Origin of the sequence: uncultured Acetobacteroides sp. (assembly GCF_963667355.2) — a bacterium.
GTDB lineage: Bacteria > Bacteroidota > Bacteroidia > Bacteroidales > ZOR0009 > Acetobacteroides.
Genome location: NZ_OY763328.2, coordinates 719,614 through 733,216 on the forward strand (window position 1 = coordinate 719,614; position 13,603 = coordinate 733,216).

At 43.9% G+C, this 13,603-nt stretch carries 6 protein-coding genes; all 6 read left to right on the forward strand.

Going from position 1 to position 13,603, the window contains the following annotated elements:
• Positions 1-359 precede the first annotated feature (359 nt).
• The 6 genes from arcC (at position 360) to ACHZA1_RS03085 (ending at position 13,579) form a co-directional block, all read left to right on the forward strand.
• On the forward strand, positions 360-1,352 hold the full coding sequence (gene arcC, locus ACHZA1_RS03060) for a carbamate kinase (RefSeq protein ID WP_320053763.1): 993 nt from the start codon (positions 360-362) through the stop codon (positions 1,350-1,352).
• 144 nt (positions 1,353-1,496) lie between these two features.
• On the forward strand, positions 1,497-2,498 hold the full coding sequence (argF, locus tag ACHZA1_RS03065; protein ID WP_320053764.1) for an ornithine carbamoyltransferase: 1,002 nt from the start codon (positions 1,497-1,499) through the stop codon (positions 2,496-2,498).
• Between the two features lie 231 nt (positions 2,499-2,729).
• A complete protein-coding gene (locus ACHZA1_RS03070) occupies positions 2,730-6,758 on the forward strand; it encodes a two-component regulator propeller domain-containing protein (protein WP_320053765.1) in 4,029 nt (1,342 codons plus the stop codon).
• A 1,010-nt stretch (positions 6,759-7,768) separates the two neighbouring features.
• Entirely contained in the window at positions 7,769-8,899 is a 1,131-nt protein-coding gene (gene pelA / locus ACHZA1_RS03075; protein ID WP_320053766.1) for a pectate lyase, read from the forward strand.
• Between the two features lie 48 nt (positions 8,900-8,947).
• Positions 8,948-10,165 (forward strand): glycoside hydrolase family 88 protein, encoded by a 1,218-nt coding sequence (locus ACHZA1_RS03080; protein WP_320053767.1) that lies wholly within the window; start codon positions 8,948-8,950, stop codon positions 10,163-10,165.
• A gap of 372 nt (positions 10,166-10,537) precedes the next feature.
• Positions 10,538-13,579, forward strand: a complete 3,042-nt coding sequence (locus tag ACHZA1_RS03085; protein WP_320053768.1) for a TonB-dependent receptor — start codon at positions 10,538-10,540, stop codon at positions 13,577-13,579.
• The last annotated feature ends 24 nt before the right edge of the window (positions 13,580-13,603 follow it).

Sequence of the window (13,603 nt, forward strand, 5' to 3'; positions counted from 1 at the left end):
GTACACTCTTTCCCGATTAGAAAAAAGACGGGCAACGCGATTTCACACTGATTATACAAAGAAACAAAACACCCCGTTACTCGCTTTAATCATCAAAAACAGCAACAATTCGCCATTTTTACTTTTGATTTTTCCGATTTAACCCAAGTTGAATATCGATTTATAGCCTTACAGCCAGCATCAAGCTATAAAATCATCGATTTTTTCTTCAATTATTTTCAAAATCATATTGTATGAAGTTAAAAAAATATAATTTTGGCGTTCGGTGGATGATGTAGGTCTCCACTCGAACTGGCGCTCCGTAGGGCGCTTGTTCGGCTTAATAACGACCTATATAACAACTATTACGAAATAAATATATGAGTACAAAAAAGCTAGCTGTGATTGCACTAGGCGGCAATGCGCTGCTTCGGGGCAACCAGCAGGGAACCATCGAAGAGCAGGAGCAAAATGCAACCGACACCCTAGAAAACATTGTATTCCTACTTCGCCAGGGCTACAATCTGGTAATAAGCCACGGCAATGGCCCACAGGTAGGCAACGCGCTACTCCAGAACGACGCCGGCGAGCAGGTGTACAACCTCCCCCAAATGCCGCTGGACGTTTGCGTCGCCGACACCCAGGGCTCCATTGGCTACATCATAGAGCGCGCCCTACGCAACGTGCTGCACAAGCACAACATCAAGCGCGAGGTGGTTACGCTGGTAACCCCGGTACTGGTAGATATCAACGACACCGCCTTCTCTAACCCCACCAAGCGTGTTGGCCGCATCTACTCGAAAGAGGCTGCCGACAAGTTGGCCGCCAGCAAGGGATGGGTTTTCAAGGAAGAGGTAAAGGATACCGGCAGCGGATGGCGCCGCGTGGTTCCATCGCCAACCCCTAAGGGCATCCTCAACGAGAGGGTGATCGAGAGCATGGCCGACCAAGGCTTCATCGTCATCGCATCGGGCGGTGGTGGCATTCCCGTTTACTACGACGAGGCAGACACTCTTCGCGCAGCCGAGGCAGTTATCGACAAGGACTCCGCATCGGCGCTTCTGGCCTCCAACATCAAGGCCAACGAATTCTACATCCTCACCGATGTGCCCTTCATCTACCTCAACTACAAGAAACCTAACCAGCAAATTGCCGAATTCCTAAACCATGCCGACACCAAGAAGTACCTCGACATGGGCATGTTTGGCGAGGGTAGCATGGCTCCTAAGATTCGTGCAGCGCTTAAGTTCATCGAGTTGGGCGGCGAAAAGAGCATTATCACCGAGGCAACCAAGCTCGAGGATAAGAAGTACGGCTCCAAGATCACCATGGAGTACGACACCGAGGATAAGCCAATTGGCTGTAGCTGCTAGGCATACTCGGCACCGCAAAGCAATCGTCCTTGCACGCCGATTAGCGTCTAGGGCGGCATAAAATTATTGACATGTAAAATGGCGTAGGTCGTAACAATTTGCTTACTTGCATAGGCGAAACGATTTACCTTAAAAATTAATGATATGGCATTTAACTTGCGTAATAGGAGTTTCCTTAAGCTTCTTGATTTCACACCAAAAGAAATCGACTACCTGTTGAATTTGGCAGCTGACCTTAAAAAGGCAAAGTATGCTGGAACCGAACAACCAACCATGAAGGGTAAGAACATTGTGCTTCTTTTCGAGAAGGACTCTACCCGCACCCGCTGCGCATTCGAAGTAGGCGCCATGGATCAAGGTGCTCATGTAACCTACCTTGGCCCTGCCGGCTCGCAAATGGGCAAGAAGGAGTCGATGAAGGATACCGCTCGCGTTCTTGGCCGCATGTACGATGGTATCGAATACCGTGGCTACTCTCAGGAGATCGTTGAGACACTTGCTCAATACTCTGGCGTACCCGTATGGAATGGCCTTACCACCGAGTTCCACCCAACTCAAATCTTGGCCGACTTTCTAACCATGCGCGAGCATACCGACAAGCCTCTTAACAAGGTTACCTTTGCCTACTTTGGCGATGCCCGCAACAACATGGGTAACTCCCTAATGGTTGGTGCCGCTAAGATGGGCATGGACTTCCGCGCTGTTGCTCCAAAGCAATGCTGGCCCGAGGAAGAACTCGTTGCTAAATGCCGCGAGATTGCCAAGGAAACCGGCGCTAAAATCACCCTTACCGAAGATGTTAAAGAAGGAGCTAAAGGCTGCGACTTCGTTTACACCGATGTTTGGGTATCGATGGGCGAACCAGCAAACGTATGGGAAGAGCGCATTAAGCTGCTTAAGCCTTACCAAATCAACATGAACGTTATCCGTGCTACTGGTAACCCTAACGTGAAGTTCATGCACTGCCTACCTGCATTCCACAACCGCGAAACCGTTGTTGGCGAAGAGATGTTCCAAAAGTTCGGTCTTGCCGAAATGGAGGTTACCGAAGAGGTATTCGAGTCTCCGCTCTCAATCGTATTCGACGAGGCAGAAAACCGCGTTCACACCATCAAGGCAGTAATGGTAGCTACACTAGGAAACTAGGTTTATCCTATATTATAGAAAAGCGTCCTCTTGTAGGGCGCTTTTTTTATTGGTTAGAACAAGGTACCATTCCCCCTCTATTATTCAAGCGCTATAATGCCCCCCTAACCTCTTGCTTACGAATTCGTGGATACTACTGCCCTATAAGGAAAACTCCCCCTGTTAATTGTCATACCAAACTATTTTTTTGCAGGTAATATTAGCTAGATTTACAGCATTTATTTCGCGTGTATGAAACTGATTTCAAGATTTTATAGCCTAACCGTACTCCTAATCCTAGCATTGATAAGCACCAATGCACAAGCCGGCCGAAACTCGCTATACCGATTCGATAACTTCTCGCAAGAACAGGGACTTTCAAACAATCAGGTTCAATCCATTTTTCAAGATCGTGATGGTTGGATTTGGATAGGAACCAGCTATGGCCTAAACCGCTTTGACGGGCTTCATTTTAAGCAATACAAAATGAAGCACAAGGGCAAAGCAAACCCTACAGATGGACTAATCCGCGATATTTTTCAGGACAAAGATGGCACCATTTGGGTAGGCGTAGAGAAAGGTGGTCTTTACAGACTAAGGAATGGGGTTGAAGAATTTGAACCAGTCATCATAAAAGGACTCGATGGCGTATCCGTAAACTCCATAAGGTCGGATAAGGATGGGAGTATATGGCTGGGATGCGATAACGGATTGTATAAGCTACTCCAATCGGAGAATGGACTAAAGGCAACCTTCATAAAATTCAAAAATCCTCTATTTGCAGTAGGACAAATAAAAAAGATACTCATCGACTATCGTGGCATTATTTGGGTAGGCACCGATAAAGGATTGCTCACCTACAACCCTAGTAACAGGCACCTTGCAAGGGTAAGTGCTGATGCAAAGTCGTACCTCACCGACGAGGTTTGGTCTCTATATGCCGATTCGTACCGAAAAATATGGGTTGGAACTTACAATAGCGGCGTGTACTATGTTAATGCCGACTACAAAAGCGCCAGCAGGTTCACCCCCTATCCTACTCAAGATCGATCGCAAACCGTTAAGGCGATAACCCAGGATAAGAATGGCGATTACTGGTTTGGAACCCGAGCTGGGCTTTACTCCTACAGCACTTCAACCAAACAGTACACCTACTATGGACACGAAAACGAGGAGCAAACAAGCCTAGGGCAGAATTCCATCCTTAGCCTTTTTGTCGATGCCAAAGGCGACCTGTGGGTAGGCACTCGAGGCGGAGTGAGCTACCTGATAGACGAGAAGAAGTACTTTAAGCACTACTCCATGTCTAACTCTATGGCCGATGGATTAAACGACAACGAAATATATGCCATCTGTCCATCGAGTAACGACGAGATTTGGTTAGGCACAGAAAATGGAGGCATCAACATTCTAAACAGAAAAGCGGGAAACTTTTCGGCTATCACCAAAAAGAACAGCGGTCTTAAGTCGGATTGTATAAAATGGTTTATGCCCGATGGACGCGGGAATGTCTGGGTATCAACCTACATGGGAGGAATTAGCATTGTAAACGCCAACACTAAAAAGGTGCTTAAGTCCTACGTTGCAACTCCCGGTAAAGCAGGTGGCATAAGCGACAATAGGGTTTGGATCACCTTTATGGATAGTAGAAAGCGTATTTGGGTTGGGTCGTATAAAGGCGTAGACCTCTACGATCCTGTGTCGGATAGTTTTATCACTAGAGGCGATATTATCGGAAATAAGCAGGTCAACTGGATTGAAGAGGATCAGTCCGGAGATATTTGGTTTGGATCGAACGATCACTTAGTAATCTATACTCCTTCCACTGGCACAAAGCGCATTGTCAACGAGGTTGTCAGAGATTTTCATAAGCTTTCGGACAACACCTTCATGCTGGCTACTCAAGGGCATGGCCTTGCCATTTTCGATAAAAAGAAAGGCGTAAAGAGATACTTAACCGAAGCTGAAGGTCTTGCAAACGACTTCACCTACTCCATCGTCGACGACGGTGTGGGGGGACTTTGGGTGAGCACCTCCAATGGGCTTTCGCGTTACGACCAGGCTACCCACAAGTTTATGAACTACTACCGGGTAGACGGTCTGCAGAATAACCAGTTTAACTATGGAGCATTTGCCAAAACACGAAGCGGCGAACTCCTCTTTGGAGGTATAAACGGATTCAACATCTTTAATCCAAAGCAGGTAAAGCCTAACAGCTATCGCCCTCCCGTTGTAATTACCAACATCAGCATATTTAACGAGCCCCTAAAGATCGAAACTGAAGATGGGGCAAACTATAAGCGCATTTGTACGACCAAAGAGGTAACACTTCGCCATAGTCAAAACATGATTACCTTCGACTATGCAGCCCTAAACTATGCTAAGGCGAATAAAAATAGATACTCGTACAAACTCGAAGGCCTAGAAGATCGTTGGGTTGATGCCCGAAATGCTACCTCGGTAACCTACTCGAACCTTGCCCCCGGAACCTACAAGTTTAGGGTTAAAGGCTCAAACTCCGATGGGCTCTGGAATGAGGATGGCGCCGTTCTGACAGTTAAAATAAGACCTCCATTTTGGGGAACAATTTGGTTTCGTGGATTAATGCTACTCGTATTCATTGCAATCATCATCCTCGTTATTCAGTTTCTAACTAATAGGGCAAATCTCCGCAACAAGTTAGTATTCGAAAAGACAAAGGCTAAGAAGCTGAACGAAATTGATTCGATGAAGCAGCAGTTCTTTACGAACGTATCGCATGAAATACGAACACCACTTACCCTAATTATAGGACCTGTCGAAAAGATGATCGAAAATCCATCGTTGAGTAATGGAGACCGGGTCATGCTGGAGATGGTTCGAAATAATACGCAACTTTTAATGAAGCTGGTAAACCAGATCTTAGACTTTAAAAAGTTGGAAACCGGGAAACTTCAAGCCGATTACGACAAGGGCGATTTAGTAAGATTCATGGAAAGCGCCGTCAAGCCATTCCAGTTTATGTCAGAAGAAAAGGGAGTTAAGCTTGTTGTCGATTTTCCTGAGCGCGAGCTTTCAGTATGGATGGATACCGATAAACTGGGTAAGATCGTAAACAACCTTCTCTCGAATGCCTTTAAGTTTACGGATCAAGGAGGTGACGTAAGGATTAGCCTACAGCTTACCGACAGCTATAGCTTCGAAGATATTGGGCAAAGAGCCTGCTACGAAATATCTGTTTCAGATACGGGAACAGGAATTCCAGCCAGTAGCGTAAGTAATGTGTTTAACCGATTCTTCCAAGCCTCGAATTCGAAGGGAATAACTGGAACGGGTATAGGTCTATCTATCGTAAAGGAGTTTGTTAAGCTGCTGCATGGTGATGTAGATGTTCAGAGCGAGATGGATCAGGGTACTACCTTCGTTGTTCGACTTCCAATCCTTGAGGACTACGAAATTAAAAATAGCGACGCCCGTGGTGATGATTTAGCAATGGCAAAAAAAGAGGACCAAGAGAAGATTGCTGCCTCGGCAAAATATTTGCTGGTTGTCGACGACAATGCGGATATGCGAACCTTTATTCGAGAGCATTTTAAGCATGAGTTTACCATTTTAGAGGCCGAAAATGGTAAGATCGGCTTCGACTTAGCAGTAAAGTATATCCCAGAGGTGGTGCTTTCGGATGTTATTATGCCAGTAATGGACGGACAAGAACTGTGCAGGAAGCTCAAAAAGGACGAGAGAACCTCTCACATCCCTATAGTGCTACTAACGGCCGCTAACTCTAAAGAATCGGAGATGAGCGGTCTTATTGCTGGTGCCGACGATTACATAACAAAGCCCTTCGATTTGAGCATCCTCAATGTGAAGATTGACAACCTGCTGCTACTCCGTAACAAACTTCGTGAAAAGTTAAAAACCGACATTTTACTTCAACCTACAAACATTTCCATAGCCTCCCCAGATGAAAGATTCCTCAGAAAGGCTGTAGAGGTTGTTGAAAAGTATATGTCAGAACCTGATCTGGACATAGAACTTTTCTCGTCCGAAGTTGGGGTTAGCCGCATGCAGCTCTATCGAAAGTTAGAGGCGCTCACCAGCATGACAGTAAAGGAGTTTATTCGTGATATTCGGTTACGAAGAGCTGCTCAACTTCTCGAACAGGATAAGATTACCATTTCTGAGGTTGTGTACGCCGTTGGGTTTAGAGACTTGGCGCACTTCCGAAAGTGCTTTAAGGATGTATACGGAATGAGCCCGTCGAGTTACTTAGAGAAGATAAGAAACGAGAAGCATGAATAGTGAAAAGGCTGTAGAGTTAAGAATCTACAGCCTTTTTTAAGTTCGCCCGGCATGGGCATCCCCCAATGGGGCAGGTTCATCAGTAGGAGTCATCTTGCTTAAGGCTCGAGGATTCGATAAAGAAGTAAGGGTGCCCTTACCCGTTGGATAGCGGAGACCAATATCGCACCCGCAGCAATCTGTCAACGCACGGAACCGTCATATACGGATCCGCATGTACGCTGCGCAGAAGGCCGAAGCGGGAGTTAACCGTGGCCCTCCTACCCGATCTGAAGAAACGACCTCCGTAGCCCTACGGACGTATATTCCGGAAGCAGAACAAACAACCCAAGCTCTTCGAATGAATATATCGATACAAGAAATGAGAACCGTAGCTCTTCAGACGAACACATCGAAACAAGAAATAAGAACTGTAGCTCCACGGACGAACTTATCGAAACATGAAATAAGAACCGTAGCCCTACAGATGAACTTACCGAAACAAGAAATGAGAACTGTAGCTCTACGGATGAACTTATCGAAACCAGAAATGAGAGCTGTAGTTCTACGGATGAACTTACCGAAACCAGAAATAAGAACTGTAACCCTACAGACGAACTTATCGAAACATGAAATGAGAACCGTAGCTCTACGGACGAACTTATCGAAACATGAAATAAGAACCGTAGCCCTACGGACGAACTTATCGAAACAAGAAATGAGAACATGTCGAAAGCAGGAATACCAGCAAAAAGGTCAACGCTCTAACCTCTATGCGGATCTGCATTTACGGTGGCCATGGAGGACGAAGCGGGAGTTAATTCCATTTCTTCTACCCGATTAAACGGCTGTCCTTCGCGCATATTGCCAATCTACATTGCTGTAATGTTACGTTTACCCGCTTCGAATGGGAAAAAAGTAGATGGTTTACTACCTAAATATATAGATATTCGCAGAACTGAAATGCTGATTGTAAGGGCTTCGTGGCTCTTTTCTAATATTCATCGGTACTGCTAAAAAGAAAATACACAATGCTACACATTAGAAACGGACATATTTTCAAGGTGGCCATTATTACATCTTTCCTAGGTGTCTTTGCTGGCAATGCACCAGCTATTGCACAGGATAGCGGACATGGAACGCCAAAAATGGCTCGGGAATGGCGCAACTTTGTAAAGGAGAAATCGGAGATATGGTACGCCTCTCCAGAGGCTGCAAATATTGCAAATAACATACTGCTCTATCAGCGTAGTTGTGGTGGTTGGCCAAAAAATATTCGCATGGACGAGCCGCTCTCCGATTCGCAAATCGCAGCAGTCACAGATGAAAAGGAAGTAACACAAGATGCAACCATAGATAATGGAGCAACCACAACCGAGCTAACATTTCTGGCAAAAATTTTTAATGTAACACACCGGGATGAATATAGAAGTGCCTTCCAGAAAGGATTTCTTTTTTTGCAGAAGATGCAGCTCGCCAATGGAGGCTGGCCTCAATTCTACGACAGAAAAGGTTATTACACTCATATCACCTATAATGATAATGCTATGGTGAATGTGATGAATCTTTTGAAAAAAATAGCCGATAGGGATACCGTATTTACTCGAATAACAACTGATGAAAACGCAGAGACTGCGAAAAAAATGTTTGATAAAGGAATTGACTGCATTCTCAAAACACAGATTATCGTAGATGGGAAACCAACTGTTTGGTGTGCACAGCACGATGAAGTTACCCTGCTGCCAGCCAAGGCTAGAGCCTACGAGTTACCATCATTTTCGGGATCTGAGTCTGCCGAGATTGTAGTACTTCTAATGAGCATCCCCAATCCTTCGCCCGAGGTTATTAATGCAGTTAATGGCGCAATGGCGTGGTTCGACAAGACAAAAATCGTAGGAAAGAGGCTCGATGAGATTACTAACGTAGAAGGCAAAAAAGATCGTCGTATGGTTGACGATCCTTCCGCCACTCCTCTATGGGCACGCTTCTATAATCTCGATGACATGAGGCCTTTTGTGTGCGACAGAGATGGTGTAAAAAAGTACGATATCTCCGAAATTGGGTACGAGCGAAGAAACGGCTATGCTTGGTATGGAGAATGGCCTCTGAGGCTCTATCCAAAATACGACAAGTGGCAGCGAAAAATTAAAAAGGTAAAGTAGTATTCAGTCGAAAGTTCAGTATAAGTATAATAAAGAAGATACACAGCTATGAGTAAAACACATGTTACGGTTATCGGACTATTATTAGCCCTAGTTGTAGGATGCTTCCATTCCATGTCTGCTGATGCAAAACCTAAAAAAAAATGCATAAGATATTCCGTATGGATGGGTGAATCTGAAATGAAGAGGCATAAGGAACTTTGGACGGCAGACTTCGTCTCAACCCCCAAATGGGATTACACCCAAGGATTAATGGCATTGGCGATGCTGCAGCTTGCCGATAGTACTAACGACAAGCATTTCTTCGAGTATGCAAAAGGTTTTGCAGATAAGTTTATAGACGAATCGGGCGCCATTGCCACCTATAAGCTGGAAGAGTACAACATTGACAAGATTAACCCAGGAAAGTTTTTGATTTACCTATACCGCCATACAAAAGAAGAAAAGTATAAAAAGGCGGTGGATTTGTTACGTCACCAGCTAGATACACATCCACGAACCACCGAAGGCGGCTTTTGGCATAAAAAAATATACACCAGCCAAATGTGGCTTGATGGTCTCTACATGGGTGCCCCATTCTACGCACTTTATGCAAAGGAGTACAATCAGCCTGCTGATTTTGACGATGTTGTTAAGCAATTTGTACTTGTGAACAAGCACACCTACGACCCTAAAACGGGATTAAACTATCATGGTTGGGATGAATTAAAAGCTCAACGTTGGGCAAATAAGGAGACAGGTTGTTCACCTAACTTCTGGGGACGAGCTATGGGATGGTATGCCATGGGCTTAGTAGATGCACTTAGCAACATGCCTGCCGATTATAAAGGTCGAGAAGAGTTAATTGCCATTCTGCATCAAGTTGCTGCAGGGATAAAAAAGTATCAAGATCCAACTTCTGGAGTTTGGTATCAGGTTCTTGACCAGGGGACACGACAAGGAAACTATTTAGAAGCAACAGCGTCATCAATGTTCGTCTACGCGCTATATAAAGGAGTACGTTTGGGCTATCTCGACAAATCGTATCTAAAGATTGCAAAAAAGGGATATGACGGAATTCTCAAATATTTTATTGTTAAGAATAGCGATGGAACCATAAGCCTTACCAGCTGCTGTGCGGTTGCTGGCCTTGGAGGAAATCCCTATCGCGATGGTTCCTACGAATACTATATCAACGAAGTGAAAAGGGATAACGATCCCAAAGGCGTTGGGCCGTTTATTATGGCCAGCCTAGAAGTTGAATCGATTTGCAGGCACAATAAGTAGCATATAGTCCTTACAGTTATCAGATTTAAGGGTGGCTTAACGAATGTTGAGCCACCCTTTTGCATTGTGATTATAATATAGATGTCGTTAATGCTTTATAATTTTGACCTACATTCACAACAATCATATATTTAAACAATAAATCAGTTAAACAAACTCGTCTTAAAGTTATATACAGTTTAACTAAATCAACAAATGTTATTTTTACCACCCATCTTTGGTATAAAAAACCTCTATTACCAATAGTATAACACCCTATATTGCACCGGTAACACCTACCATTATCCCAACAGATGATTGATTGATCTGCAACATGAAGTTATCTCTGGTTTTAATGAAGGTAAATGCTAAGCCTAACAAAACTTTTATTAAATGAAAAACATTTCTATTAGATTTTTGCTGCTTCTTGCATTTTGGGGAATTTCGAGCGCAATGGCTCAAACCCAAGAGGTAGCAGGAGTGGTAAAAGATGAAAAGGGAGAACTCTTGCCTGGCGTTTCTGTTCAGGTTGTGGGTACCACTGTAGGGACATCTACAAGCATAGATGGAACCTTTAAGCTAAAGGTGAAAGATCTGAACACCTCCGTTCTACGTTTCTCCTTTGTGGGGATGCAGAATCTGGACGTTCCTATAAAGGGACAAAAGAATTTAGTAGTAACCATGAAATCTGCCTCTGTTGAACTCGAAGAGGTTGTTGCCATTGGTTACGGGTTTGTAAAAAAAAGAGATCTAACAGGTGCAGTGTCTTCTCTTAAAACCACCGAGATTGTAAAGACAGCATCGAATAACGCGCTACAGTCTATGCAAGGTAAAGTTGCAGGATTGGATATAACGAAGTCGAGCGGTGAATCTGGTGCTGGAATAAACATTAGCCTGAGAGGAAATCGTTCTGTCATTGCCTCGAATGCTCCGTTATTCCTTGTTGATGGGATTGAGTATGGCTCAACGCTTGACATCAACTCTTCGGATATTGAATCGATGGAAGTTCTAAAAGATGCTTCATCTACTGCTATCTATGGCACAAGGGGCGCTAATGGCGTTGTTATAATAACAACTAAAAGAGGAAGTGCTGAAAAGAATGGAGGAAAAACAAGGGTTACACTGAACTCTTATCTTTCGTTTAACAGCCCAACCAACCTACCAAAGCTGATGAATGCTCAAGAGGAGTACCTTTTCCAAGCTGAACGAAAACGCTATAATGCCGAAAAAGGTACACTAGCGTGGGGAACAACAAACCTAGCAGACTACCCTGCCGATAAGGTATTATCTACCGTTGTAAGCTCACCTTACGAAAAATCTGTTTACGACATCTATAAAGAGGGTGGAGTAGATTGGTTCGATATGATTATGCGCAACAGCACTACACAGAACTACGAAGTGGCTGTTTCTGGAGGGAGTGGCAAAACTTCATTTAACCTATCGCTAGGATACATGAAGGAAGAGGGACTACTTCGGAACGACGACCTTAGCAGATATAATGGAAGACTTAACATTGACCATAGCATTGCAAATAATTTAAAAATTGGGGCAAGCATTCAGTATACCTATAGAGATTGGGCTCGAAGAGCCGACAACGTTTATTCGCAACTGATAAAAATGCACACGTTGGCTCAACCCTACTTTGCAAATGGGGACATCCTTGATAAACCGTCGGAGCTAGCAACAAGCCACACCAACCCGTTACTAAATGAAGTCCCTGGGTATTATCAAAATAACACGCAAAGCAATAGACTTTTCAGCAATGTATTTCTCGACTGGGAAATTGTAAAGAACTTACGCTTTAAAACCATTTTAGGGGTAGATCAGAACTCTAATCGTTATGGTGAGTACGAAGATTACATGTGCACAGGAAACTATCAATCGGGTCGTGGCTCTGCCTTCGAGGTTCAAAACAACCAATCATTATCATACACCTGGGAAAACACATTAAACTACTCAACAAAACTGGGTGCTAACCATGACTTCCAATTCTTATTAGGACAAAGTTCGTATCAATCTACCTACGAAATGCACGGACTTTCAGGAACAGGTCTACAGGATCATTATGGAAAGAACTCGTTCTACGAATTGTCGAACATTATCCCTGGAGGACGAACAATTGCTAATAATTACATAAAGAAAAACATGCTCTCCTACTTTGGCAGAGTAAACTACAAGCTATTCAATCGGTACCTGCTTACAGCGTCGTTACGTTCTGATGGTTCATCAGCATTATCGAAAGGGAATAAATGGGGGTACTTCCCCTCCATTTCTGGCGCATGGGTTATTTCTGACGAATCTTTTTTTGAAGGAATAAACTCAGTCAGCAATTTGAAACTACGTGCAAGTTGGGGAAAATCTGGCAACTCGGCCGTTGAACCTTATAGTACACTTACCGTATTAGGTGCCGACAAGGTGTATAATTCATTTGGAAGCAGTCTAATATCTGGACAGGTACCTGCAAATTTTGGCGATCCAAATCTGACTTGGGAGACAACCAAAACCTATGATTTAGGACTTGATCTTTCGTTGTTCAACAATCGAATATCTACTACTGTAGATGCTTACTACTCCAGAACTTACAATTTATTGTTGTATAAAGGATTACCTGCCACATCTGCGTATCCTCAAGTTTTAACCAATGTGGGTACTACTGAGAATAGGGGAATTGAAGCGACTCTAAATATTAGAGCAATTGAGAAACATGATTTTTCGTGGAATACAAACTTCTCTTTCTCTATGAATCGTGATAAAATCGTAGAGCTTGCAAGCGGTGCACATCAAGATTTATCCCTTCCTGGAATGGCGTTAATCGTTGGCAAAGCAGCACGTGCCTTCTACGATTACGAAGCAGATGGCTGCTGGTCGATTGCAGAAGCGGCCAAAGCTAAAACCTATAACCGGGTTCCAGGAGACATTAAAATTGTTGACCGCAACAATGATGGCGTTATTAACGAATCGGATAAGCGAATTTACAACCAGAGTCCAAACTTTATTTTGGGCTGGAACAATACGCTTTCGTACAAAGGCATCTCATTATCGGCCTTAATGTATGCACGTGTTGGACAATGGATCCAGTACGATTACAATACGGCGTATAAGCCTACAGAAGCCGATGGTTCTCCGGCTGTTGATTTTTGGACACCAGAAAATCAGGGAGCTAAATTTCCTCGCCCAGGTATTGCTTCTCAGAATGACATGCCAGCATTAGCTTATGAGAAGGCATCATTCTTTAAGATTAAAGAGGTTACATTGGGATATCAGCTTCCCTCAAAACTTACGTCTAAAATTGGAATGAGCAAGTTGTACGTATACGGTTCTATGCAAAACTACTTTACGTTTAGCAATCTCGACAACTACGACCCTGAGAGAGGTGGTGCAATATCGAGCCCCCTTGCTAAGCAGCTGATTGTAGGCTTAAACATAGAATTCTAGGTTGTATTATATTAAAATAACAGA

Bases quoted from the DNA above. Each gene is read 5' to 3' on its own strand.
- ACHZA1_RS03070 (WP_320053765.1), top strand. From the start codon at position 2,730: ATGAAACTGATTTCAAGATTTTATAGCCTAACCGTACTCCTAATCCTA.
- argF (WP_320053764.1), top strand. From the start codon at position 1,497: ATGGCATTTAACTTGCGTAATAGGAGTTTCCTTAAGCTTCTTGATTTC.
- arcC (WP_320053763.1), top strand. From the start codon at position 360: ATGAGTACAAAAAAGCTAGCTGTGATTGCACTAGGCGGCAATGCGCTG.
- ACHZA1_RS03085 (WP_320053768.1), top strand. From the start codon at position 10,538: ATGAAAAACATTTCTATTAGATTTTTGCTGCTTCTTGCATTTTGGGGA.
- pelA (WP_320053766.1), top strand. From the start codon at position 7,769: ATGCTACACATTAGAAACGGACATATTTTCAAGGTGGCCATTATTACA.
- ACHZA1_RS03080 (WP_320053767.1), top strand. From the start codon at position 8,948: ATGAGTAAAACACATGTTACGGTTATCGGACTATTATTAGCCCTAGTT.